We start from the raw sequence: 26128 nt of genomic DNA on the forward strand, positions 1-26128 counted from the left end.
TGAATGGGTGGCACATCAAATCACGGAGGCATTTCCTTGGGACAAGGCTCCGCACTACCTGATCCGCGATCGCGACCGGATCTATGGCGGCGTCGTTGCGCGGCGGTTACGCGCCATGGGCATCCGGGACAAGCCCACCGCACCAGCCGCGCCCTGGCAGAATGGGTTTGCCGAACGGCTGATCGGATCGATCCGGCGTGAGTGTGTGGACCACATCATTGTCTTAGGCGAGGCGCATCTGCGCCGAATCCTGCGAAGCTATGCGGACTATTACAAGCGTGTCAGAACGCATCGATCCCTGGATAAGGATGCGCCGGTCTGCCGCCTGGTTCAGCGAACCGGTGTGATCAGTTCACGCGCCATCCTGGGCGGTTCACCATCAATACGTTCGGATTTAGTTTTCGGTACACACAACACCCGCCAGGATCTCGAAGCGGCGCGGCGCGCCGGCGAGATGGTGCACATCAATGTCCTCGGCCTGGCGACCATCGCCCAGGACGTCACGCCAAACCTGGCACGCGCCACCATCGCTTCGGTCTCGGTGCTCGGAGCCCTCCATGCCACTCCCGCGGTCAAGGCCGCTCTCGCCGACAGAACGAGGTGATGCGATGCTGAATCGGAACACAGTTCTCGAGGCCACGCGTCTCACGCGTGCGGGTCAATTGGTTGAGGCAACGGCTCTCCTGCAGCGCATGCTCCGGGGCGAGAGCACCGCGGAACCGTTCGGTCGCACGACCCCTGTCGCGCCGGCGCGGCTCGAGCCGCCGACCATCGAAGTGAAGGCCAACGTTGTCGAGGAGAAGGAAAGCCGCCAAACCGCGCAGGCCGCCTCCGCGCAGCGGCGCACGCGCTCCGTGCCGTTGGACAGCATGCGTGGGTTCTCCGGACTCAGTCTGCGGGGTCCGGTGTTGCGCGCTCCGCCCTCCACGCCGGATATCGTGCCCGACGGAACGTAATTTATCGCGGGCACATTTCCGCAACGCGGCCGGAGTCCGAGCCTACAAGCTTTTCATCCCTAGCCGCTCTCAGGGCGAAGCGCTTCCCCTGGTGGTCATGCTTCACGGCTGCACCCAGTCCGCAGACGATTTCGCGGCCGGCACCCGCATGAATTTCCTGGCCGAAGAACGGAATTGCTTCGCGGTCTATCCAGAGCAACCTAGCGGAGCCAATCAGTCGAAGTGCTGGAATTGGTTTCGTACCGGCGACCAGCAACGGGACGGCGGCGAGCCTTCGCTGATCGCTGGCATCACCCGCCAAGTCATGCGGGATTATCCGATCGACAGGCAGCGCCAGAGAAGCCCATACACCGGCCTTCCGAAGCGGTGAACCCCTTCGCAATCGAGGACACCCCGCCCAATCGCCTCCGTAGGCGGCGCAAAGTGGGTTCTACAGTCGACGCGAGATAACAAGTTCGTCTTCGGTGCGATGGGAGGCCTTCACGCCGCTTCGAAATACACTCGCTGGGAAGTTCGGGAAGCCCTGATGCACCGCGCAGTCGACGCCGGGGCTTCTTGCATTTTTGATACGGGCAACTGGATCGACGGCGAGACGTCGTTCAATCGATACGATCTCGAAGTCTCCGGCCTCGCAAATCAGGTCAACGTCCTGGCGCAACGCTATCCCAAGGTCAGGATTCCAACCTATGCCGTGACCGGTGACGATCACGAAGGCTGGTATATCAAGCGCGAAGGCATCGACGTGGGCCGTTTCCGGAGCCGAGCAAGCCGATGCTGAACATTGGCCCTGGCGATCATACCTGCCAGCGATGGCATCTGACGATGGAAGACTTGCGCAGCCTCGTCCTCGACCCGCTGCCGCATGTCGTGAAATGAAATCGGCCCCTCTCAGATGACGCGGGAGCGGTCGGAGGTTGGGCAGTATCCGCCCCCGCGTCTTTACGGCGCCATGTTGGGCACATGGCCGAAACTTCCATTCAGCCTCTGGGGGAAGCTTGGGGAAGCGGAAGCATAAGGCGCATGACAAGGCTGTTCTCGCAAAGCAACAAATCCTGATGAACCCGGCACTCGCGATCACGAGAGCGCGTCCTTCACGCGATGAATCGCCGGGTGCTTGGGGTTTGTCACCTTCACCCAATGCGGCGAGCGGCCCGAGCGGTATGCGCGATCCTGGTGTTTGGAGACGATGCCCTCTAGCCCCATCAGGCAGGCGTGCCGGAATAGGTCCGGGCCGATCTCGCCCACCTCGAAGGGCGCCAAGTGGATGCCGTCCACACTCCGGGCAAGCCGCCGCGCGAGGTTAGCCTTTCGTATGCTGAGCGGCAGCGGGCGGATGTCGTCGCCATCGGCCACAAGCAAGTCGAAGGCGTAAAAATGGACTTCATCGTCATATTGCCGGCTGTGCAGGCCGTCGAAATCCGACCGGCCATCCTCGCCCAGCAAGACCGCTTCCCGTCGACCACAAACGAGTCTCGCTGGTTGCGCAACGCGGCTTCGCGGATCAGCGGAAGCCGTTCGCTCCAATCGTAGCAATTCCGGGTCCATACGCGGACAACCTTGCCCTCGCGCTGGACGATCAGGCGATAGCCGTCATGCTTGATCTCATGGAGCCATTCCAGCCTGTCCGGAACTTTCGTCCCGCTGGTAGAGATGCAGGGAAGGTACTTCGGTTTGAGCATGCTCTTTACATAAGCAACTTGTTACGGGATTGCGAATCGACGTCGTGGTACGCTGGCTGCGGGGTGAGAAGCCGAGATACGGACGGTACGACGAGTTTCGCGCGGTCGCGCGCGGGCGGCGGTTGGGTACGTTCGCTCGATGCCAGTATGACATTCGGAGGAGCTGTAGTGACTGTTGCGACCATCAGGCGCATTGCTGGCGTGGCTGTTCTCGCCTTTCTCGCGGGTGCGACGGCGCAGGCAGAAACGGTAACCGCGAGCCCCCATGAGGATATGGTCTGCAGCGCTGATGCTGCGCGAGCGGATCGCGACATGGCGTTGCATGAGCAGGTCGCTCTAACGGCGAACGGCCCCATCGGGTATTACCGGTTCGGTCAGGGCAGCCCGCTTGTGTTGATTACGGGCTATCGGGCCGCGCTTTCGGAATGGAGCGCCTATTTTTTGACCGAACTCGCGAAGAAACACGAGGTGATCGTTTTTGATAACCGCGGCATCGGACGATCGGCATCGGACATCGCAAGCTATCGTGTCGACGATTTGGCTCGCGATACGTTGGCTCTGATCAAGGCACTCAATTTCGATTCGGTGTCGGTCCTGGGGTGGTCAATGGGTGGCATGATAGCGCAGCGGCTAGTGCTGGATAATCCCGGGTTGGTCAAACATCTGGTTCTGCTGAGTTCGCAGCCGCCCGGCCGTGCAGGGATTCCGGTGCCGAGCCATGTCGAAGAAATCCTGTCCGGCAGTGAACATGGCAGTTTCAAGCGTATCATGGGCGTTCTGTTTCCCGCCAGCGTCGAGCAACTAGCGGAGCGTTGCTTTGTCGGCGACATGTTCAAGCCGCAGGATTACCAGTCGTCCAAAGTTTCGCCAGCGGTGACAGCGGCTCAAGAGCGAGTTTTGCAAGACTGGCAAAGCGATGAGCAATCGTTCGAACGACTGCGTCAATTGGAGGTCCAGACCCTGGTACTAACTGGCACGGAGGACATGGTGCTCGATCAGCGCAACTCGGTAATTCTGAGCGAGACCATTCCTCACGCCAATCTCGTTAAGACCTTATCGGGCGGTCATGCTATGATGTATCAATACCCGAAACTGCTGGCGCACGAAATCGACAGTTACCAGTAGCTGAAGTCGGCTCGACTGTCGCGGCAATTTGCCGTTGCCGCCAACGACCTATCTCCGACAGGTCTATCTCGATACGGTCGTGTTCACCTATCACCAGCTCGCATACCTGCTCGAGGTATTTGGGCCGGATCGGATCATGATGGGCACCGACTATCCCTTTGATATGGCGGAGTTCAATCCGATCGGTCATATCGCCGGCGTCAGCGGCATGGACGAAGGCACGCTCGCGCAGCTCGTAGGCGGAAATGCCATCCGGTTGCTGGGTCTGGATCTGTAGTACAGTGAGAGCGGCCGCGAGCCTCGCGGCCAGATTACGCTGCTATCCGGCATTTATCGCGGGCTGGCATTCAAAGCGAAACACGCACCATGATGCTGCCGGGACGCTCAGGCGCCATCCACTCTCGTGGGCCGTTGCGGCCGGGCCTTTCTCCGGCCGCACGCGTTGCGGAGCAGCGGTGTTGGTCGCGTTCAAGTCGTCCGACATCATGATGTGGCTTTCGAGGAAGCTGCTGAGTTCGAAGCCGCGCAGATTGATCTCGGTATCGATGGCGTGGTCGAAATTCCGGTTGATGCAAAACAGGGTAAGGCTCCTTCCGTCCTCGGCCAATACGCGGTGCTGACGAGGTCGGGGAAATGCTCGCCATCGCCTGCCACGAAGGTCCCACAGGTCAGGCGCATATCGAGGACCGATCCTCGCGCCCATCGGGCCGCGTGCTGGAACGGGTAGAAGATCGGTTGCCGCCAGCAGCGTCCCCTGTTTCCGTCATGATGAGCCCGGATGACGTTGACCAGCTGAGCCACGCACGCGGCCTTTATCCTCGCGACGCGCACCGATGTGCTCTCGCCGCGCATGTTGCGCATCATCGAGGATCTGGCGGGAGACTGGCGCCGGCTGGATGCGCGTATCGAGGGGCTATCCAGCGAAATCGAAACGCTGGCCCGTCAAGATAAGGCCTGCGAGCGACTGATGACGGTGCCCGGCATTGGCCCGATCATCTCGAGCGCAATGGTGGCCGCGATCGGCACTGGAGACGTGTTCTCGAAAGGCCGCGACTTCGGCGCCTGGCTTGGACTGGTGCCGAAGCAGATATCGACCGGCGACCGCACCATCCTCGGCAAGATATCAAGGCGCGGCAATCGCTACCTGCGCGCGCTGTTCGTGTAAGCCGCGTGGGTTGTGCTGGTGAGGGTCAAGCGTTGGGAGCGCTATGGCCTCAAATCATGGATCGAAGCCGCTAAGAAACGATTGCACCACAACGTGCTGGCGATTGCGCTCGCCAACAAGCTCGCCCGGATCGCCTGGGCGGTTCTCAACAAGGCACGCGCCTTCGAGTGCGTCAAGACGGAGGAGACTTCGTCCCGACCTGCTTGATCCTCGCGCCGTGCTCGGGCCGTCAAGGCGCAGCCTGGCAGCGGTAGAGCAAGACGTCGGGACAGCACGACGGCCGGCCTTGACGGCCCTTGCGCGCGGCGCGTCTGCACGCGCAGGCCGGGACGAAGGAACGACCGCCAGGCACGAACAAAGGAACAGCGCGACGAGGAGCTATCGATGACGTAACATCCCTTACCCCGCCGAGGTCTTCGAGAGGATGAGACGACCATGGAGGATCGGTCTTCCCGGCGCATGCGAAAACTGGTGACCCGAATGGCCCGTTCGAGGCCTGTCCGCTAATTAGCTCGAATGCGCGCTGATATCCATGATGGCCCGGAGTACAACACGCTCCAATCAGAGGCCGGATACATTGATGCAAGACCGCATCTGCCAGGTTGACGAAACCTCTTGCAACGCACGGCCGGACCATACATTCGGAGTCACAACAAGCGTAAACGTGACTGACATATCGTGGAGTCCAAGTAGATATGGAGAGTGCAAATAGAAAAACGTGGCGGGCTACATGAAATCGGCATAACGTCTCAGTTCGCTCTGTTGGAACTCGAATACTGCCATGGAGCTGAATCATGAAAAACAAATCATTCGCAGTAGCCGCTATAGCGGCGGCAGGACTTTTGCTCGCGCAACCCGCATTGGGACAATCGGACGAGAAGCTCGGCATCGTCAATTTCGAAACATCGTGCAAACCGGAAGCTCAGAAGCTTTTCGATCGCGGGATGCTGTACCAGCACTCGTTCTGGTACCGCGCCTCGCAGAAGGTTTTCGAAGATGTGCTGAAGGCTGATCCCGAATGCGGTATCGCCTATTGGGGCATAGCGCTCAGCCTGCTATTGAATCCTCACGTGCCGACACCTGCGAAGAACCTCGCCGAGGGCGCAGCCGCGATCGCGAAGGGAAAGAGCGTCGGCGCCAAGACCCAGCGCGAACGCGACTACCTCGATGCGCTCGAGGTCATGTATGCCGATTACGACAAACTCGACCATCGCGCGCGCATGCAAGCTTACGCTAAAGCCATGGAGCAACTAGCACAGCGCTACCCCAATGACGACGAAGCGCAGATCTACTATGCGCTCGCCCTAAACACTTCGGCTTCGCCTGCCGACAAAACCTATGCCAACCAGCTCAAGGGCGCAGCAATCCTGGAGCCGATTGCAATACGCCAGCCGCAACATCCTGGCGTGGCGCATTACTTGATTCACCTTTACGACTATCCGCCGATCGCCGCGAAAGGCCTCGATGCCGCCCGACGCTATGCCAAGGTCGCGCCAGCGTCGGCACATGCCCAGCACATGCCGTCACACATCCTTACGCGCGTCGGCTACTGGCAGGAGTCGATTGCTTCCAACCTCGAATCCTCGCGCGTCGCCAGCGCGGACAAGGAGGGCCACGATCAGCTGCACGCCATGGATTACCTGGTCTACGCCTATCTACAGCTCGGACAGGATGAGAAGGCCGCCGCCGTTATCGACGAGATGAACGCGGTCACCGGCTTCAGCGAGACTTTCCTCGCCGGGCCATACGCGTTGGCCGCTTCGCCGGCACGCTACGCAGTGGAGCGCGGCGACTGGACGGCGGCGGCGGCGCTTCAGGTCCGCCCCAGCCCGCTGCCACACGTGCAGGCGATCACTCATTTCGCGCGAGCGCTAGGCGCAGCCCGCTTGGGCAAGCCTGAAGCCGCCAAGGCTGACATCGCAAAGCTCACCGAGCTGCGCGACAAGTTGCGCGATGCCAAGGACGCATATTGGTCGCAACAAGTTGACATTCAGCGGCAGGTCGCCACCGCCTGGCTGCTCTACGCCCAAGGCAACCGTGACGATGCGCTGAGGGCAATGAGTGCCGCTGCTGATGCCGAGGACGAGACCGAGAAGCATCCCGTGACCCCGGGCGTGCTCAGACCGGCGCGCGAACTCTATGGAGTCATGCTGATCGAGAGCGGCAATGCCAATGAAGCACTTGCCGCCTTCGAGGCAACGCTGAAGAAGGAGCCAAACCGGCTCGGCGCATATGTGGGCGCGGCCAAGGCCGCGGAAAAGTCCGGTGAATCCGCCAAGGCTCAGGAATATTACGGCCTGGTCGTCGCGATCGCCGATGCCGCCGATAACACCCGGACCGAGCTCGCCGAGGCGCGTGCGTTCCTGACGAAGCGCTGAGAAGCCGGCGGCAGGCAAGGGAGCACATCGTTGAGAGCAGTCTTTCTGCTGATCGCTCTGGGCATCCTTGCGGGCGCGGCCAGCGCGCAATCGCTCGAGGTCGTCGGATATTCCGGCCATTTGGGCGAGTGGGAGTTGACCGCCACCGTCACGGAAACGGCTTCCGGCCCTATAAAGGAATACTCCGGGCCTTTCACGATGAAGCACATCGGGGTGTGCACTCAGGATGGTCCGGAGGCGAAGACGGGTGAAATGCGCTTGCTGGTATCGGCCTCATCATCCCAATTAAACGCGACATTCTCTGTTGCCGGCGTCGAATGTACCTACAGTGGACGGCTGTCAGACTCCTCTACGGGCACCATGAAATGCCCCGATCGTCAGGCGGTTCCCCTCAAGCTGTGGCTGAGATAGTTACCTGCCGACAACCCCCTTCTGGATAACAAGCGCCGAGAGCTACGGACAGAAGCGAGCTGACGAGATTCTGTGGGCGCCGGGTCCGTTTAGTCCACACGCACTGACGCAGCAGAGCGATGGCCGCACGGCGGGCTATCGGCTTGAACCAGCGCAAACTGATCGATTTGTTGGCGAGGCCAAGCGGCCGTTAAGGGATGTCTGCTATGTCGCTGCTGTAAGGGGATAAGCAGACACCCGGCGAATAAGCCAAAAATGACGCGAGTGACCCAAAGCGGAAGTGCAGATTTCAGCCGTTTCTACTTCGGAACACCCAATCGGGTACGGGCGATATCGCCAACAAGGACTGTGTCGCTGGTGAGCGCTGCCAGACTGTTTGCTAAGAGATTCCAAATCAACTACATCTGCAACAGTGGGCGCGCGCTTCCGCTGCCCCACGAACAACTCGTTCACTGAAATTTAAATTTAATCAGGCGTGGCTCGCGGAGAGTTGAGTAACGAACTCATCGAAGCTGATCGCGATTCTCCAAAACGATTCCCACGTCCAAAGCGCGGTCCTGGTTGGGAGGGATATCTCCGACGGAGAATTCAGTATGTTGCGTCAGACAGTGATCGCGCTATCGGCAGTTGCGTCCACTGGCCTGGTTTCGCCAACGATGGCGTTGGCTCGTGGTGGTGGCGGAGGCGGAGGTGGCCACGACGGCGGCACGGGCGGCGGCGGTTTCCATGGCGGCGGCATCGGCGGCGGTATGTTGAAACGCGGCGATTGAGGAATTTACCTTATGAGTGATGAAACACCCGTCGAACAATGGAATGTGTCCGCCGAAGGCTGGGCGCACTGGGCCGCTCGGGCCGCGGACTACCTTGTGCCCGCGACCGAGAAGATGCTTGATCTGGCCAACGTCAAATCGGGTTGCCGCGTGCTGGATGTCGGCTGCGGGTCTGGGGAACAAACCGTCATCGCCGCGCGCCGAGTTGGCGATACCGGGCATGTGCTGGCCATCGACATCGCAGCGCCTATGATCACGGCGACTGAGAAAACCGTGCGAGAGGCCGGGATGCGGAACGTCTCGACCCGTGTCTGTCCGGCGGATGCGCTGGTGGGCAACGGGGAACGGTTCGACGCCGCGATCAGTCGGCTGGTTCTGATGCTAATTCCCGACCCGGTCGCGGCTGCGCGCGCCGTGCAGACTGTGCTGCGCACAGGAGGGCTGTTCGCAGCAATCGTTACAGGTGATCCAACGAAGACCACTTTCAACGCCATCGCACTAGACATTCTTGCCCGGCATGGCGGCAAGACAGACTGGGAGGACAGGCCGGGCAGCATTCGTTCCCTGGTCGATCCGGCACGGCTAGAGGCCGTGATGGCGAACGCGGGCTTCACCGATGTCGCAGTGAGCAGTATAGCAACCGTACAGCGATTGGAGAGCGCGGCAGCGGCAACAACGATGATCCGCGAGGGGTTTGCCTTCTACAGAGCAATGATCGCTCATCTGCCACAACAGCGACAGGACGCCGCTTGGAACGAATTGGAACAGGCGCTAAGACGCTTTGAGGACGCGGACGGCTTTGCTGGACCCGGCGAGTTGAATTTGGTGGTCGGGCGCAAACCTTAGGTCGATGCCATTACCCTGGCGGGGGTGATACGCATTATCCAAACCTCATATCGCTGCTGCGCTGCACGAGGCTGGTTCTGGCCCGACTTGGACCTCCAGCGATGTCCGCTTTCGCGCCGCTGTTGGGGGCACAGCAGACATCAAAACGTGCTCTGATCTTCGCGTCTCGATTTACGAGCACATGCCCCCAGGAGCGGCAGATTTGTCGCGTCCGCGATCGTCTCGGCCTATGATCACGCCGGGGTTCTTTTCGAGGGCGTGAAAGAGTTCCCGCCGGGCAGCATCGTCGCCAGCGCGACCTTCTGTGCGAGCTCCAGCGCGACGCGCGGTTACTTCTCCGCTCTCGACGTTAAGAGAATGGCGTGATTGGTCGATCTTGCAGCACCCCATCGATGTACAGGTCGACGCGCTCGTTGTAGAAGCTGAGCAGGTTTTCGATCTTCGGGCACTCGGGAATTGGCGCCGGATAACTCCACACGATGTCCTTGACGAGCTGGTCGCCCACCCGAGCCGACCAGTTGCGTGCCACTCCTTTATACGGGCAGCGGGTGACAGACTCGGAGGGCTCGAGCAGATCCAAGCGCACGTCCACCTTCGGAATGTAATAACGGGTCGGCAGTCCAGTCTCGAACAGGAGCATGGGTCGACGAGTTTCACCCATTGTCACTCCGTCGATCTCCACGCGCACGTGCCTCGAGCTGTGCAACGTGTCGACCCTTGTGTACGGATCTCGAGGATGAACGAAGACTTGCTCATCCTCCTCGAACCACGCGTCCATCTGATCCCAGTAAAAGGTGAGGTGGCCCTCCAGTGCGGCTCGATGACCAGCTGGCTTAAGGTAAGCGCGAGCCGCGTTGTGAGTGATGCGATCCTTTACCACCAAGTGCCACCGAATGGTGTCCTCCGCTTGCTGTGACTGCTCCAGACACTCCATCCGGACATCCGCAATTGGAAACCAGTAGGCCGGCGGTCGCCTTGTTTCGTAGACCAGGAGAACGTGCTCGCTGTCGGCGATCAGCTTGTTACCAAAGTACGTCCGTACCCGGCGAGAACTGCGCTCGATGTGTACTCCCTCCTTCAGCCTGGCCCGCTCCTCGGCGGCTGGAGCGACCGGTCGTGCGAGTGTCTCAGTCATGTCGAAGCTCCTTTTTTTGGACCATTGATCAGGCGTTTGTGACTGACGTGAGACCCTTCTTTCCGAGTCTCGCGGCGACGCACTCGGGTGCGAAGCATCGCGTGGGAACACTCAGATTACCTCCCCCCGAGCGGGTGCGGTAACACTCGTTGATCAAGGGTGGCAATAAGATTTATTCTTGCGATAAGTCCGGGCGCGAGATGGCGGATTTCGAGAGCCCGCGCTCGTTCGGCCGCCCATCGCGTAACTGCCGATTGTGCCAAGCCCGGTTACCGCGGATATCGAAACGCCGTATCTATGGACCTTGATTAATTGCTGACCAGTGCAGCGCGGGCGAGCTTGTGCGTGCGTGATTAACTTGTGCTGTCCGGTGCTAACGGGCGCCGAGAGGGGAGTCTGATTGTGAGTTTCGATCACAAGGCCTACGATTGGGTAGCGTTCTGGAAGCGCCGCCCGCCCCGGGGGGGACCAATGTGCCCGTTCCTACTCCACGTAGGCTTGGCACTCGATCTCGACCTTCATACGCGGATCTACCAGTCCTTTCACCTCAACGAGCGTAGAGACCGGTAGGTTGTCGCCGAAATACGCGATGCGGTGCAGGTTGATCTTCGGTCGCTCCGTAATGTCGGTCATAAACACCTGCACCTTGACGACGTGCTCAGCGCCGGCACCAGCCGCCTTCAGGCACTTGTCTATGATGGTGATGGCGACATCGAACTGATAGACGACATCGGCGGCGATGCTACGTCTTGCGCTTGGCCGACGATGCCGGCGACCCAAACGTGGGGCCCGGCACGCGTCACGTGGCAGTAATGGCTGACCGGCGGTCGGATGTCAGGAACGATGATCCGCTGAATTGGAGGCATGGCTCACCTGGAGTTGAATTTACTCGAGGCGCAAACTAAGCACACCTGCCTATGCCCTGCCAGCACGCGTGTCTCAGCAAGGAGTAGGTTGGCACCGGGTCGACGAGCTGTTCAGATCACCTGTGTGTACCGAAAACGTTATTCGAGGTGCTGACGTGATGGAATCGCCTAAGCGGGCGGAATGTTCGGACTCCTGTGTTTCGTGGTGGCGGTCTTGGCCTCACCATTCAAGTCGAAGATCCGTGTGTGTACCGAAAACCTGATCCGAGTGTGATGCCGCGTCGGAATCGCCTAGGCTGGCGTGATGATCGGGCTGTTCTGCTTCGCTCTGGCCGTCCTGGCCTCGCCATTCAAGTCGAAGTTGCGGCTTCAAGCCGAGAACGCGGTGCTGCGACATCAAGTTGATGGTCTTGAGGCGCAGGCTGCATGGTCGCGCCCGATTCGCGAACCAGGATCGCTGGTTCTTTATCCAGCTGTATGGATGGTTTCCAGCAATCCTGAAGGTTCTCACCGGCCCGAGACCCTCGTGCGTTGGCACAGGGCCGGATTCCGCCGCTACTGGCGTTGGAAGTCGCGCTTACTGGGAGGGCGGCCGCAGATCGACACCGAGCTGCGCGCACTGATCCAACAGATGAGCATGGGGAATTCGCTTTGGGGAGCGCCTCGCCTCCACGGCGAACTGCTCAAGCTCGGGTTTCAGGTCGCGCAGTCGAGCGTCGCCAAGTACATGGTCAAACGGCGTGGGCGGCCCAACCAGGGGTGGCGGACCTTCTTGCATAACCACGCGCCAGACATTGCTGCACTGGACTTCTTCGTTGTCCCGACAATTGGCTTCAAACTGCTCTATGCCTTCGTCATCGTTCGGCTAGACCGCAGAGAGCTTGTCTGGATCAACGTCACCGCACATCTCACCGCCGAATGGGTCGCGCGTCAAATAACCGAGGCATTCCCCTGGAACGAGGCTCCGGGCTACATGATCCGGGACCGGGATTGCATCTACGGTGCGGTCGTCACACGCCGACTGCGTGCCATGGGCATTCGAGACAAGCCGACCGCACCGCCCTCACCCTGGCAGAATGGCTTTGTCGAACGGCTGATCGGATCGATCCGGCATGAATGTGTGGACCACATCATCGTCCTGGGCGAGGCACATCCGCGCCGGATTTTGAAATCTTACTTCGCTACTGCAATGAGACGCGGACGCACTTGGCCTGGACAAGGATGCGCCGGTTTCTCGCCCAGTTCAGCGAACCGGTGTGGTCAGGTCACTTGCCATCCTGGGCGGACTTCATCACCACTACGCCCGAGCTTAAGTTTTCGGTACACATAGCCTGTTCTGTACAGTCGATATCGAGTCGGACAGTTATCGGTTCCCGCTCACAAGACCGAACGAATGATACCAGATCTCGAGGGCAAATCCCCATACTCAGCGTCTGGACGAACGGATGAAAATTAAGCTGGTGCGCGTCGAACAGCGTGGCATCGACCACTACGCCCACCTTTCCCGCGTCGTCGTTCATCACTGCGAACGGTGTTAGAGCGCCGGGTTCGACCGCGAGAATCTCCCTCATCTGGTCTCCGCTCGCGAATCCGACCCGCCCGCTCGCGCCGATTTTCCGATGCAGGGTTCGAAGGTCGATGACGCGATCCTCATGAGCAACCACCAGATAAAGCCGGCCTTTCTTGTCCTTAAGAAGTAGGTTCTTCGTAAAGGTGCCCACCATCACACCGCGAAGCATTTTGCCCTCTTCGACCGTCTTATGCGCGGGATAAGGCACAACGTCCGGGCTCATACCGAGCGAGCGAAGCCGATCGAATAGTCGGGACTGCATCATATCCATAATTGTCACTCCGCGAAGTCGACGCTGCCGAGGTCGCCGCCGCTCGCATCTCCGTAGATCCGATTGAAGGACGTTTTATCGAACGCCGCGACTCTGACGTCGGTAACGACATTGCCGTTGGCAAGGCCGATAACACGGTCGGCATAAGCGCGCGCCAGATGAACTTGATGTAGACTGCAAACGACGGCGACACGCTCGTTTTCACAAATGCCTCGCAAAAGGTCGAGCACGCTGCGTCCGGTTTGTGGGTCTAGGCTCGCGACCGGCTCGTCCGCCAAGACTATTGCCGGACGCTGGGCAATGGCCCGAGCGATAGCCACACGCTGCTGCTGGCCGCCCGACAACGTATCGGCCCGCCGCTCCGAATGCGCGAGCAGGCCGACGCGGTCGAGACATTGAAGTGCCCACAACCGATCGTCCCGGGAAAAGTGACCGGTCAACCCGCGCCATGCAGGTACATACCCGAGCCGCCCTGCCAGAACATTGCCCAGAGCGGACCGTCGTCCGATTAGGTTGAACTGCTGGAAGACGACGGCGATCTGTCGCCGTTTGCGTGTCTTTATGTCCCGTGGACAAGTGTCAAAGACCACGACGCGACCTTGCGAGGGGGCGATCAGACTTGCCATGCAACGAAACAGAGTTGTCTTGCCTGCGCCGCTCGGTCCGAGCACGGCGACGAACTCGCCTTCCTGGATGTTGAAACTGACGTCTTTGATGATCGTGCGCCCGCCAAACGATTTGCATAGCCCCTCAACGTGAAGAATTGTCGGACTCGTTGGTGGCAGCGGCGTCTCGGAAAAACCAGCGTCAGGCGTCATCGATAGGCCACCGGGCGAGGTCTCATGATAGCCGAGCCCGTAACCAGCCGCTCAACTGGTCGACGATGCTTACGACAATTACGATGATGGCGATGATCGTAAAGAGACGTCGAAAATCCAGAAGATCCATGCTGTTCTTGAGTTCTTGGCCGATGCCGCCGGCACCGACGACGCCGAGGACGGTTGATGCGCGCACATTGAACTCCCACCAGAAGAGCGAGACGGACAGCACGATCGGCCCGATTTCGGGCAGCAGGGCATAGACGATGGCCGTGGTCCGACCAGCCCCGGTGGTCTCGGCAGCCTCCAACGGAGCGAGCGGCAACGTCTCGATCTGATCGGCCATCAGTTTTGCAGCACTTCCCCAGGTATGGAGGCCTACACCGAGTACACCCGCGAAAGGGCCGAGTCCCACCGCGGCAACGAACAGCAGCGCAAAGACAAATGAATCAATACCGCGAAGTATGCTGAGAAAAAGTCGCACAGGACGATAGAGTGAAGGCGCCGGTGTGATGTTGCGGCTTGCCATTATGGCCGTTGGAATCGCAAGGATCGAAGCCAGCGTCGTGCCGAGCGCCGCCATTGAGATTGTCTCGGCCATTCGTTGCATGATCAGCCGTAGATCGTCCAGCTCTGGCGGCCATGCTTTGGAGAGCCAATAGGCTAGACGCGGCAGACCGGAAACCAGCCGGCGTAAGTCGACCTGCGCGAGTTGCCAACTGGCTATGTAAAACGTCGCGATCAGGAGCGTAATCGTAGACACCCGGATTCGACGCCAAATCCGACTCGGCTGACGTGCTTCGATCGGGACGAGGCTTTCGGTGACCGAACGGCGGAAAGTCATCAGGGTGCCTCGTCTTCCGATGACTACGCCCTGGCTTTGATCTTCCCTACCGCCAAACCAGCCTTTTCGATCGCGTCGTAGAATGCGTGGTTGGAGACGACGAAGCCCGTATAGTGTGAGGGTAACAGTGTCTTTGCTTGGTCCGGTGTGATGGAGGAGAGGATAGCGGCAATATGGCCGGAAAGATCCGAAGAGGTTCCTTTCGGCACGACGATGGCGTCGTTGGGGAGGGGGGCTGACGTCCATACAATCATGTTGGCATCAGGTTTGACCTTACCGCTATCGATCATTGCTGTGCGGTTGCGGTCAAAGTCCGTAGCTAGATCGATCTGTCCACTTGAGACAGCAACTTCATTTGCGGCGTGGGTTGAACCTTCATGATATGACCAGAAAGTCTTCGGGTCGATCTTCCAAACCTCCTTGGCGTAGTAGGTTGGTACAAGCCAGCCGGAGGTTGATCCAACATCGGCGAATGACATGGTCATACCCTTGGTATCGTCAGGAAACCTGTCGATCTTCAGGCTCGGCTTTCCGATAATAATCCCGAGATAGGTTGGCCTCTCTTCGTATTTAACAGTGGCGATCGCGGCGCAGTCTGTGCTATTGTTTGCGATGATGTAACCCCAAGGGCCCATCCAGGCTACATCAAGCTCGCCCGACCCCATAGCGACCGCAATGCCAGCCCAGTCCGTCGTTGACACCAACGTGTATTCGACGCCGAGCCGCCTGGCGAGATGATCGAAGACGGGCGTATACGCGTTGATAGTGTCGGTTGGATTCGGGAGCAGCGGGCCAACGCCGAAACGCAAAGTCGTCTTCTGGGCGAGGAGGGGCCGCGAACTGGCCGCGGCCGCAAAGATTGCCGACGCCACGAGCAGTTTGCGTTTTGTAAGTAGCATGATGGTCTCCGATGGAAGGGCCTCAGGACGCGGCCGCTCGTAGGGCCTGATCGAGATCGGCAATGAGATCGTCCGGATGCTCCAGACCAATCGATAACCGGACGTAGCCCGGCGAAACTCCAGCTGCGAGCTGGTCGGCTGCGCAGAGTTGGGAATGCGTTGTACTCGCTGGGTGGATCGCCAAGCTGCGCGCGTCGCCGATGTTGGCGACATGATAAAACAATTTCAGTGCGTTGATGAACCGGCTGCCGGCGCCCACACCACCGTGGAGCTCAAAGCCAATCAGACCGCCCTTTCCATCCGGGAGATACCGAGAACTCCGCTCGGCGTCACGTCCCGTCATGTGGGCTGGATGGATAACCTTAGCGACTTCCGGGCGTTTGTTGAGCCAGTCGGCGACCAAGCTCGCGCTGGACGAATGTTGGCGCATTCGCAAAGCTAGCGTTTCCAACCCTTGGAGCACTAGAAACGAGTTGAAGGGACTAATCGCCGGCCCCAGATCACGCAGCAATGTCACACGCGCTTTGAGGATGTAGGCGATCGGACCGAGGGGCTTGGCGGCTTGTGTCCAAACGGCGCCGTGATAGCTGGAGTCCGGTGTGTTCAAGCCAGGTTGACGCGAACCGTGCGCCTCCCAATCGAAATTGCCGCCGTCAACGATCAAGCCGGCGATCGAGGTTCCATGTCCGGACAAATACTTGGTCGCCGAATAGGTGATTACGGCGGCTCCATGATCAAATGGACGGACGATGAGCGGGGCAGCGGTGTTGTCCATGATAAGGGGTATGCCGAGCGATCGCCCGAGCGTGGCGACCTCCGCGATCGGAAATACGTTCAACTTTGGATTTGGTAACGTTTCGGCATACCAGCAGCGAGTTCGCTCGTCGCTGGCTCTAACAAAGGCCTCTGGGTCAGACGGATCGACAAAACGAGTCTCGATACCCTGGTTCTTCAAGGTGTTGGCGAAAAGATTCCAAGTGCCTCCATAAAGCCCCGATGAGCTTACGATATTATCGCCGGCTTTCGTGAGATTCTGTACCGCAAGCGCGCTCGCCGCCTGACCGGAGGCAACCGCAAGCGCAGCCGCACCTCCCTCTAGTGCAGCGACGCGCTTTTCCAATGCGTCCGTCGTGGGGTTCATGATGCGGCTATAGATGTTGCCCAGCTCCTTCAGGGCAAACAAATTGGCCGCGTGCTCCGCACTGTCGAACTGGAATGCAGTTGTCTGATAGATCGGCACGGCCACAGCACCAGTCGCTTCGTCGCGACGCCACCCAGCATGAATTGCCATCGTCTCTAAATGCAACGTCTGACCTCCGAAACCGGGTACACAAACCTCCGCTGGCCGCGGCGATGGCGGTCAAGATCCAAACATTTGACCGTCGTGTAACGACGAGCCTCGATCATCTCAAGCTAGGTGCGTTTATGGATTCCATAACCGTGAGCTATGGCCAGCTCGAAGGTCTCCGGATAAGTCGAAGCAAGCGAGTAGAATGGCCCGAAAGCGATCAGGCTTACCGACTGCAACGAACTTCGTACCGCTCCCATCGTGGGCAACCCACGGCCATCTCGTCGAGGTGACCATGCTTTTAATCGACCGAAATAACTGTGACGACGGAGTCGGCGACACCCGTCATCCCCGCACCGTGTTAAGCCCATACTCGACCGTCATCGAGCCGCGACCTTCGATCTTTAAAGGCAACCTTTAAAGACAACGCGAGGCTCCAGCTCACGACCCTTGCTCACCAGGCATGAAAACGATAATGGCAACGCCACACAGGAGGTTCTACCGTAATGGCGGAAAGTGACGGCGGCGCTCCGCCCATCCTCGCGCAGAAACATTATTCGCAGCCGTCCGCATTCACTCCGGAAAATCTGCTGCGCGAAGCGCGCCGGCAAAAGCAGATCGCGCATTCCCGCATTCCGGACATCTGCATCCTCGATCCTGATGGCGACATCGTGCGCAGCCTGCTTGCGCGCGGCGAGGCCCAGCTTGAATCGGGATGGGCCTGTTATCACACGCAGCTCTATTCCTTTCGCCACGACGGAATTGATTTCGGAATTGTCGGCTGCGCCGTCGGCGCGCCCTACGCGGTGCTGATCGCCGAGGAAATGTTTGCTTCAGGCTGCAAGCTTCTGATCAGCGTCACGTCTTCGGGACAGATCCTGCCCCTCCATCGGGCACCTTATTTCATCCTGATCGACCGCGCGCTGCGCGACGAAGGCACCAGCTATCATTACACGGCGGCGTCGGATTACTCGCATGCAGATACCGGCCTGATCTCGGCGCTCGATCGCGCATTCGTGCAATTTCCAGTCCCGGTCCTCACCGGCGCGACCTGGACGACGGACGCGCCGTTCCGTGAGACCGAACAGGCGATCGATGCGATGCGTGAAAAGAAACTGCTGGCCGTCGAGATGGAGGCCGCTGCTCTCTACGCATTCGCACAGACCCGGCACAAGCCTGTGCTGTGCTTTGCTCATGTGACGAACCAGATGGGCCGCGTTGACGGTGATTTCGAGAAGGGCGAAGCGGACGGCAGCCATGATGCGTTGCGACTGATCGCGATCGCCGCCAATCGCCTGCGGCCGCGGCTCGGGCTATGAACGGCACCGCGATCGGGATCATATGCAAGGCGCCGCAGCCCGGCCGCTCAAAGACACGGCTGGCGAGAGCCATCGGGACGTTGCCGCATCCGAGCTTTCGGCGCGCTTCCTGCGCGACGTCGCAGCCGCGATCGAGGCCGTGCCGGAGGCGCTCGGCCGCCGCGGCTACGGCGTCCATGCGCCGGCGGGAACGGAAGACATCATGCGGCTGCTGCTTCCCTCGGGGATTTCGGCTATTGCTGCAGACAGGCGATGATCTGGGGCAAGTGCTGCTTGGGGCGACGCGTGCGCTTCTAGTCGCCGGACATGACGGCGTCCTGCTCGTCAATGGCGACAGCCCGACCTTGCCGCCTCCTGGTGCAGGCGATCGAAGCCCTGCATCAGCCCGACGACGGAATGGTGCTTGGGCCGGCAATCGACGGCGGCAGCTCGACTGGGATTTCTACATTCCGAGAATGGTGACCAAATCAATCCTGTTCGGAAGCCTCTTGCTGGCTTTGGCCCTTACCGCCTGGAAGACAACCCGCATGGAGCGGACGATGAACGCAACGTTATCGCAATGAGCCTTTCCGGCGACGCACCAGGCGCGGCCTCTTTGGATCCTCGCCGCTATCACGAGTCGGTTAAGGGCGAGCGTTCCGAAGTCGCTCTGCGTGCACCGGTCTGTTTTTATCTGGAAGTGACCAACCGCTGCAACCTGCTGTGCACCACCTGTCCTCGTACCTATGAGGAGCTTGAGCCCGCGGCGGATATGAGCTGGGAACTGTTCACGTCGATCGTCGATCAGGCGCCTGATCTGGCACGCGCGGTTCTGCATGGGGTCGGCGAGCCGATGCTGGTCGCGAACCTGCCGCGGATGGTCAGGTACCTGAAGGATCGCGGCGTCTATGTGCTCTTCAATACCAATGGGACGGCGCTTAGCGAACGCAATGGCCGCGGGCTAATCGACGCCGGGCTCGACGAGCTGCGCGTTTCGCTCGACGCGTCAAACCGCGAGAGCTTCAAGGCGATCCGCGGCCGGGACTATTTCGGCCGCATCACCCGCAATGTTCGCGCATTTCGTGAACTACAGGAGCGGGAGGGGCACACCGCGCCGCGGGTTTCTGTCTGGCTGACGGGTCTGCGGGAAACCGTCGAAGAGCTTCCGGCTTTCGTGAAAGTCGCGGCGGAGATCGGCGTTAAAGAAGTCTATCTGCAGCGGCTGGTGTTTTTCGCTGAAGCTGCGATCGGCAGGGCACAGCCCGATCAGGCCCTGTTCGAGCGCCTGACCGAAGCCGAAGCGGCCCATCTGAAACAGGCCGAGGATCTGGCGCGTTCGCTCGGCGTGACGTTCAGCGCCTCGGGTGCCGCCTCCGAGCCGGGATTAAGTCTGCAGGGCAGCGGTGACAATTCTCCGTGGTCGCACTGCCGGCGGCCGTGGTCGTTGATGTATTTCACGGCCAATGGCCGCGCCTTGCCGTGCTGCATTGCGCCGTTTTCGGAGCATGGCTACGACAACTACACGCTCGGTCATGCAGGGCAGCAGTCTTTGGCGGAAATCTGGAATGGGCGCGCCTATCGGGATTTTCGCGCAGCGCTGCTCTCCGACAACCCGCCCAAAGCTTGCGCCAATTGCGGCCTGCGCTGAAGCCTGTGACTGTCGTGAGCGACGAACTCGCCGAGCCGGCTGCGCCGCCCGGCCCGCTTACTGTTTCCGCGATCATTCCGTGTCTCGATGAGGAAGTGGCGATCGGTCCGGTCGTTGTATCCGTGCTGGCGCAAGGGGTGAACGAAATCATCGTTGTCGATGGCGGCTCGCGGGATCGTACAGTGGAGCGGCTAGAGGCCGCTGGGGCGCGCGTGATTGTCGAACCGCGCCGCGGCTACGGTCGCGCCATCCAGGCTGGCATTGCCGCGGTTCGCGAAGATGCCGACATTCTGGTGTTCTTCGGTGGCGACGGCAGCGATCCCACCGAATTTATTGCTGCTTTGGTGTCACCGATTGTCGCCGGAGACGCGATCTTTGTCCTCGGCTCGCGCGTTCGCGGTTCACGTGAGGCCGGTAGCTTGGCGCCACAGCAAGTCGTCGCGGGCTACGTCGGAGGGGGATGCTGCTGCGTCTGGTTTATGGTGCAAGGTTTACCGATCTGTCGCCGTTTCGCGCCGTTCGGCGCGATGAACTCAAACGGCTCGGCATGAAAGAGCTGACCTATGGCTGGAATCTGGAAAGGCTGATGCGCGTCGCCGCCGCTCGCTTGCCTTCGCTGGAGATCGCCGTCGGGCAGCGCCGCCGGGTCGGCGGCGTGTCCAAGGTCTCCGGCAATCTCATGGCCGGCATCAAAGCGGCTTGGTCGATTTCGACGACATTTCTTCGTCTCGCAGTTGAGCTGCGATATCGGGAAACAAGCCGAGGATAGCTTGGCCTGACCGTTGGGCTGTCCATCACGATATCCTGATCGTAATCGGGCGGCCCGACTTTGGTCGGTCACGCTGCATTAAGGGTGTGGTCTGGGCAGGTGCAGCGAAGCACCGTGATCGCGCGACGAATGCCCGTTTTCGGTCGGATAAGCCCAGTGGTGCGACCAGTAAGGCTGTTTTCGGTAACGTCTTCTCGCGGAAAAGCTGCCGCCGCCACGGCTACCACGGTGAACAATCCATGCCAGCCCTTAAAAACCTCAAATGGGAACGCTTCGCCCAAGAACTCGCAAAGGGCAAAACAGCCGATGAAGTCTATCAATTGGCCGGCTATCGCGAGAACCGGGAAAACGCTGTTCGCCTGAAAGCAAATGAAAGCATTCAGGCCAGAGTTAACCAACTCCACACGCGCATAGCCGAGCGCACGGTCGAGAAAACCGCCGTTACGCGCGAGTGGATCATCAACGAGCTGGTGAAGAACGTGGCGAAAGCGTCGCAACAGCGTCGAGCCACGAATGACGATGGCGAGGAGGTTGGCGAGTTCAAGTATCAGGGCAACGTCGTCAATAAGGCTCTGGAACTGATTGCGCGCATTGAGGGGCACATGGTCGACCGCAAGGAAGTCGGGAAGCCTGGCGACTTCGCAGATATGACTGACGATGAACTCGATGCCCAAATTGAAGAGCTTATCTCGCGCGGAAAAGCTGGAGTTGGCGAGGGCACTCAAGCAACGGCAGCTATGCCGCCTCCTCGCGCGACAACCGCCGTGATTCGCAGCCGCTAAGTCTCGAGCCATGCGAATGCGCTGATGCGTGTATCGAAACGATAACCACTTGGAATTGGTGAAGTTGCGGCGGATGCATTGTATTACGCGGGCCGACTTCGCCGACGATGCAATGAGCACCAGCCGTTGGCAACCGGCCTCAAACGAGCTTTCGCCCGTACATCCAGGGCTGTCGATTTCAGGAGATCGGAAACTTGAAGGTTCGCTTTACCGCCTACAGCAATCCCACCAACTTCCTGCACATTGCCGCGAAGCTACTGCCGTGGCCGTGGGGCTTGACGGTGTTAGTCTTTGCGGTCGGCCTCTTCGGTGCGTTCGCGGCGCCCCCTGATTATCAGAGCAGAGCATAATGAGGTCTGCACATCAGCACGGAGATATTGGACCAATTCGTCATGTGAATATGCGTCATATGAGTCCTGTCATCACACGGATACGGGTCATGGGCATGTCGGAAACGGCCATGTAGCTATGGTTACAGATTTCCAGAATCGCTCTGGGTTTCAACGATCCTTACCGTTCCGTTCCTCGCTTTGTCGCCGCGCGTCCAGGACTTGCTCAGCCTGCACGAGCCGGTGTGGCCTACCCGTGGGGGGTCGTCATAAGTCCAGCTGTCGACGCCGCCCTCATGTCGGCGAGCACGATCATCGTCGCCATCAATGCGCAGTTGCTCGTGCGTGCCCGAATCTTGGTTGCGAGCGCCGGCAGTACTGCGACACAACCGCGAAAGTAGCTGGGCGGCCTCCACGAAGATACGATTTCGCTCGGCGCCTTCGGCCGGCCTAGGCGACCCATCATCTCAATCTGCACGCACAGGGCAGAATCATGATTTGGAATTCAGTTCCACTTATGACCGCTATCGATCTCCTGATCATCGCGGCCACCAGCTATGGCATATGGTGTTGTCGACTATTCATTCCTGGTAGGCGATCTTCGGCCTCGCGAATTGGCGTTTGGTTGATCGCCTCAGGACTACTGGTCGTCTGTCTGTTTTATGCTGCTGATCTCATCTCCATGCACGCCCTGCCCGCCATTACGTCGGAGCAAGAGGCAATGGCGCTGATGGGTGCTCTCCATCGCCAACTCGGCTGGCTGGTCGTTCTGTTGGCCGTGATCACCATCTCCACCGGATTTGTCAAACTTCTTAGCGAGCTTCAAGAACGGGAGGGGAGGGCGCGGCGCCTGGTCGACTCCAACATCATCGGCGTCTTCATCTGGGGTCCCGGCGGTAGGATCATCGATGCCAACGAAGCCTTTCTCAGCATCGTGGGATACGGCCGCGACGATCTCGTTTCGAGTCGACTGCGCTGGAAGGAGTTGACGCCAGCCGAATGGGGGGATGCCGACGACCGACATGCAGCGGCGCTGAAGGCGATCGGAACCGCCCAACCGTATGAGAAGGAATTGTTCCACAAAAATGGCAACCGGGTGCCGGTGCTCGTCGGCGCCGCAAACTTCGAAAAAAGGGGAGATGAGGGTGTAGCCTTTGTCATCGACTTGACCGATCGGAAGAGGGCAGAGGCGGCAGTGCGTGAAAGTGAGCTGCGATACCGCGAGGCACAGATGGAACTGGCGCACGCGAACCGCATCGCAACGACGGGGCACCTGTCGGCCTCGATTGCTCACGAGATCAGCCAGCCGATCGCAGCCGTAATTGCCTCCTCCAAAGCCGCTTCGCGTTGGCTGGACCGTCAACCGCCAAATCTGGAGGAGGTCCGGCAGTCGCTCGGTGATATCGAGAAGAGCGGCACCCGAGCCGGTAAAGTGATCGATCGGATCCGCGCCCTCGTCAAAAAAGCGCCTCCGCAGAAGGATAGATTGGAGGTCAACGAAGTAGTCTTAGAGGTCGTCGGGTTGACCCGAAACGAAATGGCGAAGAACTGCATTTTAGTGCGGACGCAGCTAGCAGAGATCCTGCCAGCTATTCGGGGAGATCGAGTGCAACTGCAACAGGTAGTTCTCAATTTGGTGATCAACGCCGTCGACGCGATGAGTGGAATGAGCGAGGGAGTGCGAGAATTGCTGATCAGCACCGCAAAAACCGACCTGGAGGGCGTGCTCGTCGCAGTGCGGGATTCGGGTCCAGGATTGGCTCCCGAGGGCCTCGAGCGACTGTTTGAGGCCTTCTACACGACCAAACCGGGCGGCTTGGGAATGGGACTGTCGATCTGCCGTTCGATTATCGAAGCTCATCAGGGGCGATTGTGGGCGAGTGCAAACGTGCCCCGCGGCGCCGTGTTTCAATTCACGGTGCCTGCCAGCCCAGATACCGGGTCGTAATGCGGCGCGCCGAAACGATCAAACGATCGGCTGGAATGTCCGAGTCTGACCCTAAAGCGACATCGTCCGTTCGCGGCACCAGTTTCGCATGGCGATGTTTCACTTCGCATATCCAGCAGTCAAATATGCCGGTAGATTAGCCATCCGACCAGCACGAACGCCAGAACCCAAATCAGGACGATAGCGGCCGCTCCGGTCATGCTTGCGGGCCGATCTTGGACGGCGGCGGCCAGTTCCCGGTGTTCGGCCATCACATCTGCGGGTATTAATTTGACCACTAGCATGATCCCGAGCGGCAGGACGATTAGCTCATCCAGATACCCAAGAACGGGAATGAAGCCGGGTATGAGGTCGATTGGCGACAAAGCATAGGCGGCGACCGCGATCCCCAGTGCCTTTGCGTACCAAGGCACGCGAGCGTCACGGCACGTGAGATAGATTGCGTGAACGTCGCGCTTGATTGTGCGTGACCACTGCTTCAGTTGCGCAAGCATCGGCGGTTTTTCTTGGGCCTTTTTTCGCATTGTCATCTGATAGACTATCACGCATTGTGCGGACCGTCGGGCGCGGCGCGAACATCGTCGCTAGTCTGGCGCGGCACTTCTTCACCTATTTCCTGCACGAACCAAGTCGCTTCGGGCGTCCTTGATGATAGCCCACGCGGAATGCAAAAAGAGCCCGGCGATAACCAAAGCGACGATTAGGTCGGGCCAATGGGTGCCAGTCCATGCGACCAATGCGGCCGCAACAACCACTGCCACGTTACTCAGCGCATCATTCCGGCTAAACAGCCAGACCGCCCGCACGTTAGCGTCCCCTTTGCGATGAGGGATAAGTACGACGGCTGCCGCCACGTTCACCGCCAACCCGATAGCGCCCAAAACGCCCATCAGCTCGGCCTGCGGCTGGTACAGCGCCAGTACTCGGTAGGTAGTGGAGGCAAGGACACCGAGTCCAAGCGCCGCAAGAAAGAAACCCTGTAGCAATGCTGCTTTGGCACGCGCAGCCAAGCCCCAACCCACGGCCATTAGGCCGATCCAGGAGATCAGGCCGTCGCCAATGAAATCGAGCGCATCGGCTTTGAGGGCCTGCGATCCTGCAATAAACCCACCGACGATTTCGATAATGCCGTAATCCAAATTCAGGAGCACCACGATCCAAAGGGCACGTCTATAGGCCGGGGTGACGTGGCTCAATTCTGGAATTTTGTCGTTATCTTCGGCACTCAGGCGGGCGAGCTGATAGCCCAGCCGCTCGATTGTGCGCTCCACCTCCGGCAAGCGAGCCGTTGGATTGTCAACGTGCAATTCCATTTCCTGCGAGGCGATAGATACCCTGACTTGTTGGACGCCTCGAATCTTGCGCGTCGCAACCTCAATTTTTGCGGCACACGATGAGCAATCCATTCCTGTAACGCGATACCGCACCGTCTCGGCGTCCACCGCTGCGTCTGTTGTCATGATCGGCGTCCTTGCATCTGGACTTACAACGTTACATCCTGATGGTCGCGGCCCCAAACGCGCCTTATGTCGCTTATTGGCCCATCGCGACGGATCTGGCAGGTCTCGCTCAGGTCTCTTTTCGGAGGCAGAGCTGACGTGATTTGCTGGCCGTGAGCATTACGGCTTGTGACCCTGGGCAGACCTCACCGGATGTCCGCTCTTGCGCCGCTCTCGGAGGAGCGGACAGGACTGAATCGAACGTCCTGAGTTGCGAATACCGGGACCAAGCGGAGTTCGGCTGCGGCTTTTGTTTTCGTGGCGGCGCTGCGCCGTCTCGAGCCCGGCGCCCAAGCCAGCAATCGACCGCGAGCAATGGCCACGGTAGGCGCGGGCTCACGTCACGCCGAGCGGTCGTGCGAAGATGGGGCGCGTCTTGTCAAAGGGGCGATTGGATAAGGGCAACCTCCAATGCTGTCGCGTTCATCCGGACCAGACAAGCCGCGGACGCGAAGGATCCAATCACGATGTAATGTCCGGCTGGGCAGATACAGTGAATTCAAAGGTGGCGCCGCCGTGGGGCACGTTCGTGCTGGCCACAGCCGTCCGCCATGCGCTTCAATGATCGACCGGCAGATCGACAGGCCCATCCCCAAGCCGCCGGACTTTGTCGTGTAGAAGGCGTCAAAGACGCGCTCAAGCTCCGCCGGCGCCAGTCCCGGACCCGAATCTCGCACCCCGACGAGCACGCCGTTCGGCTCGGCCTTCCGGGTACTGATCAGCAACTCCCGCGCGCCCTCGCCGACGCCGCTCATCGCTTGGATGGCGTTGACAATCAAGTTGAGAATCACTTGTTGCAGTTGGACCCGATCTGCTCGAATGAGTGGCAAGCTC

30 protein-coding genes and 5 pseudogenes are annotated in these 26128 nt (G+C 59.7%); 21 read left to right on the forward strand and 14 right to left on the reverse strand.

What is annotated here, in order from left to right; all coding sequences use genetic code 11:
• Positions 1-115 precede the first annotated feature (115 nt).
• The 5 genes and pseudogenes from J6497_RS37340 to J6497_RS37355 all read left to right on the forward strand — a co-directional run.
• Positions 116-256, forward strand: a pseudogene (locus J6497_RS37340) (integrase core domain-containing protein); the annotation flags it as partial.
• A 153-nt stretch (positions 257-409) separates the two neighbouring features.
• A pseudogene (locus tag J6497_RS37345) lies at positions 410-604 on the forward strand (ribbon-helix-helix domain-containing protein); the annotation flags it as partial.
• 4 nt (positions 605-608) lie between these two features.
• Complete coding sequence (locus J6497_RS42290) at positions 609-956, forward strand: hypothetical protein (protein WP_376708335.1); 348 nt, start codon at positions 609-611, stop codon at positions 954-956.
• Positions 957-1053: 97 nt separating this feature from the next.
• Positions 1054-1326, forward strand: coding sequence for a CE1 family esterase (locus J6497_RS42295; RefSeq protein WP_376708336.1), 273 nt, complete (start codon positions 1054-1056; stop codon positions 1324-1326).
• Positions 1327-1482: 156 nt separating this feature from the next.
• A complete protein-coding gene (locus tag J6497_RS37355; RefSeq protein WP_225709185.1) occupies positions 1483-1734 on the forward strand; it encodes a hypothetical protein in 252 nt (83 codons plus the stop codon).
• Between the two features lie 296 nt (positions 1735-2030).
• Here J6497_RS37355 and J6497_RS41765 read toward each other — a convergent pair whose 3' ends face one another.
• Both J6497_RS41765 and J6497_RS42300 read right to left on the reverse strand, forming a co-directional pair.
• Positions 2031-2399: an ATP-dependent DNA ligase gene (locus J6497_RS41765; protein WP_312010440.1), complete on the reverse strand. Its 369-nt coding sequence runs from the start codon at positions 2397-2399 to the stop codon at positions 2031-2033.
• A gap of 32 nt (positions 2400-2431) precedes the next feature.
• Positions 2432-2635, reverse strand: a pseudogene (locus tag J6497_RS42300) (ATP-dependent DNA ligase); the annotation flags it as partial.
• A 168-nt stretch (positions 2636-2803) separates the two neighbouring features.
• Here J6497_RS42300 and J6497_RS37365 point away from each other — a divergent pair.
• Both J6497_RS37365 and J6497_RS37370 read left to right on the forward strand, forming a co-directional pair.
• A complete protein-coding gene (locus tag J6497_RS37365) occupies positions 2804-3760 on the forward strand; it encodes an alpha/beta fold hydrolase (protein ID WP_225709186.1) in 957 nt (318 codons plus the stop codon).
• 34 nt (positions 3761-3794) lie between these two features.
• Entirely contained in the window at positions 3795-4037 is a 243-nt protein-coding gene (locus J6497_RS37370) for an amidohydrolase family protein (protein WP_225709187.1), read from the forward strand.
• Positions 4038-4079: 42 nt separating this feature from the next.
• Here the strand turns inward: J6497_RS37370 and J6497_RS37375 are convergent, their stop codons facing one another.
• A complete protein-coding gene (locus tag J6497_RS37375) occupies positions 4080-4367 on the reverse strand; it encodes a hypothetical protein (protein ID WP_225709210.1) in 288 nt (95 codons plus the stop codon).
• An 89-nt stretch (positions 4368-4456) separates the two neighbouring features.
• Positions 4457-4624, reverse strand: a pseudogene (locus J6497_RS42305) (alpha-L-arabinofuranosidase C-terminal domain-containing protein); the annotation flags it as partial.
• Between J6497_RS42305 and J6497_RS37385 the strand changes: the two are divergent.
• From J6497_RS37385 to J6497_RS37405, 5 genes and pseudogenes are all read left to right on the forward strand, one after another.
• Positions 4560-5132: pseudogene (locus tag J6497_RS37385) on the forward strand (IS110 family RNA-guided transposase); the annotation flags it as partial. The pseudogenes J6497_RS42305 and J6497_RS37385 sit on opposite strands and share 65 nt — an antisense overlap.
• A gap of 587 nt (positions 5133-5719) precedes the next feature.
• Positions 5720-7303: a tetratricopeptide repeat protein gene (locus tag J6497_RS37390; protein ID WP_225709188.1), complete on the forward strand. Its 1584-nt coding sequence runs from the start codon at positions 5720-5722 to the stop codon at positions 7301-7303.
• 30 nt (positions 7304-7333) lie between these two features.
• Entirely contained in the window at positions 7334-7714 is a 381-nt protein-coding gene (locus tag J6497_RS37395) for a hypothetical protein (protein WP_225709189.1), read from the forward strand.
• A gap of 593 nt (positions 7715-8307) precedes the next feature.
• A complete protein-coding gene (locus J6497_RS37400) occupies positions 8308-8484 on the forward strand; it encodes a hypothetical protein (protein WP_225709190.1) in 177 nt (58 codons plus the stop codon).
• A 12-nt stretch (positions 8485-8496) separates the two neighbouring features.
• Positions 8497-9330 (forward strand): class I SAM-dependent methyltransferase, encoded by an 834-nt coding sequence (locus J6497_RS37405; protein WP_225709191.1) that lies wholly within the window; start codon positions 8497-8499, stop codon positions 9328-9330.
• A 349-nt stretch (positions 9331-9679) separates the two neighbouring features.
• Here the strand turns inward: J6497_RS37405 and J6497_RS37410 are convergent, their stop codons facing one another.
• Positions 9680-10465, reverse strand: coding sequence for a DUF427 domain-containing protein (locus tag J6497_RS37410; RefSeq protein ID WP_225709192.1), 786 nt, complete (start codon positions 10463-10465; stop codon positions 9680-9682).
• 483 nt (positions 10466-10948) lie between these two features.
• Entirely contained in the window at positions 10949-11245 is a 297-nt protein-coding gene (locus J6497_RS37415) for a Rid family hydrolase (RefSeq protein WP_225709193.1), read from the reverse strand.
• Positions 11246-11635: 390 nt separating this feature from the next.
• Here J6497_RS37415 and J6497_RS37420 point away from each other — a divergent pair, with 390 nt between their 5' ends.
• Complete coding sequence (locus J6497_RS37420; RefSeq protein WP_225709194.1) at positions 11636-12661, forward strand: integrase core domain-containing protein; 1026 nt, start codon at positions 11636-11638, stop codon at positions 12659-12661.
• Here the strand turns inward: J6497_RS37420 and J6497_RS37425 are convergent.
• The 5 genes from J6497_RS37425 to J6497_RS37445 are packed head-to-tail and all read right to left on the reverse strand — an operon-like array spanning position 12597 to position 17024.
• Complete coding sequence (locus J6497_RS37425) at positions 12597-13172, reverse strand: prolyl-tRNA synthetase associated domain-containing protein (RefSeq protein WP_225709195.1); 576 nt, start codon at positions 13170-13172, stop codon at positions 12597-12599. The genes J6497_RS37420 and J6497_RS37425 overlap by 65 nt on opposite strands.
• 5 nt (positions 13173-13177) lie before the next feature.
• Positions 13178-13990, reverse strand: coding sequence for a phosphonate ABC transporter ATP-binding protein (gene phnC, locus J6497_RS37430; protein ID WP_225709196.1), 813 nt, complete (start codon positions 13988-13990; stop codon positions 13178-13180).
• 22 nt (positions 13991-14012) lie between these two features.
• Positions 14013-14834: a phosphonate ABC transporter, permease protein PhnE gene (gene phnE, locus J6497_RS37435; RefSeq protein ID WP_225709197.1), complete on the reverse strand. Its 822-nt coding sequence runs from the start codon at positions 14832-14834 to the stop codon at positions 14013-14015.
• A 23-nt stretch (positions 14835-14857) separates the two neighbouring features.
• Positions 14858-15733: a phosphate/phosphite/phosphonate ABC transporter substrate-binding protein gene (locus J6497_RS37440; protein ID WP_225709198.1), complete on the reverse strand. Its 876-nt coding sequence runs from the start codon at positions 15731-15733 to the stop codon at positions 14858-14860.
• A 22-nt stretch (positions 15734-15755) separates the two neighbouring features.
• Complete coding sequence (locus J6497_RS37445) at positions 15756-17024, reverse strand: O-acetylhomoserine aminocarboxypropyltransferase/cysteine synthase family protein (protein WP_225709208.1); 1269 nt, start codon at positions 17022-17024, stop codon at positions 15756-15758.
• A gap of 503 nt (positions 17025-17527) precedes the next feature.
• Between J6497_RS37445 and J6497_RS37450 the strand changes: the two genes are divergently transcribed.
• The 8 genes from J6497_RS37450 (at position 17528) to J6497_RS37485 (ending at position 23795) form a co-directional block, all read left to right on the forward strand.
• Positions 17528-18340: a nucleoside phosphorylase gene (locus J6497_RS37450; protein WP_225709199.1), complete on the forward strand. Its 813-nt coding sequence runs from the start codon at positions 17528-17530 to the stop codon at positions 18338-18340.
• Between the two features lie 22 nt (positions 18341-18362).
• Complete coding sequence (locus J6497_RS37455) at positions 18363-18596, forward strand: hypothetical protein (RefSeq protein WP_225709200.1); 234 nt, start codon at positions 18363-18365, stop codon at positions 18594-18596.
• A gap of 147 nt (positions 18597-18743) precedes the next feature.
• Positions 18744-19967, forward strand: a complete 1224-nt coding sequence (locus J6497_RS37460; RefSeq protein ID WP_225709201.1) for a radical SAM/SPASM domain-containing protein — start codon at positions 18744-18746, stop codon at positions 19965-19967.
• Between the two features lie 14 nt (positions 19968-19981).
• Positions 19982-20518 carry a glycosyltransferase family 2 protein gene (locus tag J6497_RS37465; RefSeq protein WP_225709202.1) on the forward strand — a complete coding sequence of 179 codons (537 nt, stop codon included), beginning with the start codon at positions 19982-19984 and terminating at the stop codon, positions 20516-20518.
• Between the two features lie 35 nt (positions 20519-20553).
• Positions 20554-20736, forward strand: a complete 183-nt coding sequence (locus J6497_RS37470) for a hypothetical protein (RefSeq protein WP_225709203.1) — start codon at positions 20554-20556, stop codon at positions 20734-20736.
• Between the two features lie 239 nt (positions 20737-20975).
• Complete coding sequence (locus J6497_RS37475) at positions 20976-21518, forward strand: terminase small subunit (protein WP_225709204.1); 543 nt, start codon at positions 20976-20978, stop codon at positions 21516-21518.
• A 194-nt stretch (positions 21519-21712) separates the two neighbouring features.
• Positions 21713-21868, forward strand: a complete 156-nt coding sequence (locus J6497_RS37480; protein WP_225709205.1) for a hypothetical protein — start codon at positions 21713-21715, stop codon at positions 21866-21868.
• Between the two features lie 604 nt (positions 21869-22472).
• Positions 22473-23795 (forward strand): sensor histidine kinase, encoded by a 1323-nt coding sequence (locus tag J6497_RS37485; protein ID WP_225709206.1) that lies wholly within the window; start codon positions 22473-22475, stop codon positions 23793-23795.
• Positions 23796-23914: 119 nt separating this feature from the next.
• On the opposite strand, the gene J6497_RS37490 is transcribed toward J6497_RS37485, so the two are convergent.
• The 3 genes from J6497_RS37490 to J6497_RS37500 all read right to left on the reverse strand — a co-directional run.
• Positions 23915-24319 (reverse strand): YkvA family protein, encoded by a 405-nt coding sequence (locus J6497_RS37490; RefSeq protein WP_446479937.1) that lies wholly within the window; start codon positions 24317-24319, stop codon positions 23915-23917.
• Between the two features lie 81 nt (positions 24320-24400).
• Positions 24401-25255, reverse strand: a complete 855-nt coding sequence (locus tag J6497_RS37495) for a cation efflux transmembrane domain-containing protein (protein ID WP_225709207.1) — start codon at positions 25253-25255, stop codon at positions 24401-24403.
• 380 nt (positions 25256-25635) lie between these two features.
• Positions 25636-26128, reverse strand: a 493-nt coding sequence (locus J6497_RS37500) for an ATP-binding protein (protein WP_249793928.1), incomplete at its 5' end; no start/stop codon positions are given.

Origin of the sequence: Bradyrhizobium cenepequi (assembly GCF_020329485.1) — a bacterium.
GTDB classification, from domain to species: Bacteria; Pseudomonadota; Alphaproteobacteria; order Rhizobiales; family Xanthobacteraceae; genus Bradyrhizobium; species Bradyrhizobium cenepequi.

Bases quoted from the DNA above. Each gene is read 5' to 3' on its own strand.
- J6497_RS42290 (WP_376708335.1), top strand. From the start codon at position 609: ATGCTGAATCGGAACACAGTTCTCGAGGCCACGCGTCTCACGCGTGCG.
- J6497_RS42295 (WP_376708336.1), top strand. From the start codon at position 1,054: ATGCTTCACGGCTGCACCCAGTCCGCAGACGATTTCGCGGCCGGCACC.
- J6497_RS37355 (WP_225709185.1), top strand. From the start codon at position 1,483: ATGCACCGCGCAGTCGACGCCGGGGCTTCTTGCATTTTTGATACGGGC.
- J6497_RS37390 (WP_225709188.1), top strand. From the start codon at position 5,720: ATGAAAAACAAATCATTCGCAGTAGCCGCTATAGCGGCGGCAGGACTT.
- J6497_RS37400 (WP_225709190.1), top strand. From the start codon at position 8,308: ATGTTGCGTCAGACAGTGATCGCGCTATCGGCAGTTGCGTCCACTGGC.
- J6497_RS37405 (WP_225709191.1), top strand. From the start codon at position 8,497: ATGAGTGATGAAACACCCGTCGAACAATGGAATGTGTCCGCCGAAGGC.
- J6497_RS37410 (WP_225709192.1), bottom strand. From the start codon at position 10,465: ATGACTGAGACACTCGCACGACCGGTCGCTCCAGCCGCCGAGGAGCGG.
- J6497_RS37420 (WP_225709194.1), top strand. From the start codon at position 11,636: ATGATCGGGCTGTTCTGCTTCGCTCTGGCCGTCCTGGCCTCGCCATTC.
- J6497_RS37425 (WP_225709195.1), bottom strand. From the start codon at position 13,172: ATGGATATGATGCAGTCCCGACTATTCGATCGGCTTCGCTCGCTCGGT.
- phnC (WP_225709196.1), bottom strand. From the start codon at position 13,990: ATGACGCCTGACGCTGGTTTTTCCGAGACGCCGCTGCCACCAACGAGT.
- phnE (WP_225709197.1), bottom strand. From the start codon at position 14,834: ATGACTTTCCGCCGTTCGGTCACCGAAAGCCTCGTCCCGATCGAAGCA.
- J6497_RS37440 (WP_225709198.1), bottom strand. From the start codon at position 15,733: ATGCTACTTACAAAACGCAAACTGCTCGTGGCGTCGGCAATCTTTGCG.
- J6497_RS37445 (WP_225709208.1), bottom strand. From the start codon at position 17,024: ATGGCAATTCATGCTGGGTGGCGTCGCGACGAAGCGACTGGTGCTGTG.
- J6497_RS37450 (WP_225709199.1), top strand. From the start codon at position 17,528: ATGGCGGAAAGTGACGGCGGCGCTCCGCCCATCCTCGCGCAGAAACAT.
- J6497_RS37455 (WP_225709200.1), top strand. From the start codon at position 18,363: ATGCAAGGCGCCGCAGCCCGGCCGCTCAAAGACACGGCTGGCGAGAGC.
- J6497_RS37470 (WP_225709203.1), top strand. From the start codon at position 20,554: ATGCGCGTCGCCGCCGCTCGCTTGCCTTCGCTGGAGATCGCCGTCGGG.
- J6497_RS37475 (WP_225709204.1), top strand. From the start codon at position 20,976: ATGCCAGCCCTTAAAAACCTCAAATGGGAACGCTTCGCCCAAGAACTC.
- J6497_RS37490 (WP_446479937.1), bottom strand. From the start codon at position 24,319: ATGCGAAAAAAGGCCCAAGAAAAACCGCCGATGCTTGCGCAACTGAAG.
- J6497_RS37495 (WP_225709207.1), bottom strand. From the start codon at position 25,255: ATGACAACAGACGCAGCGGTGGACGCCGAGACGGTGCGGTATCGCGTT.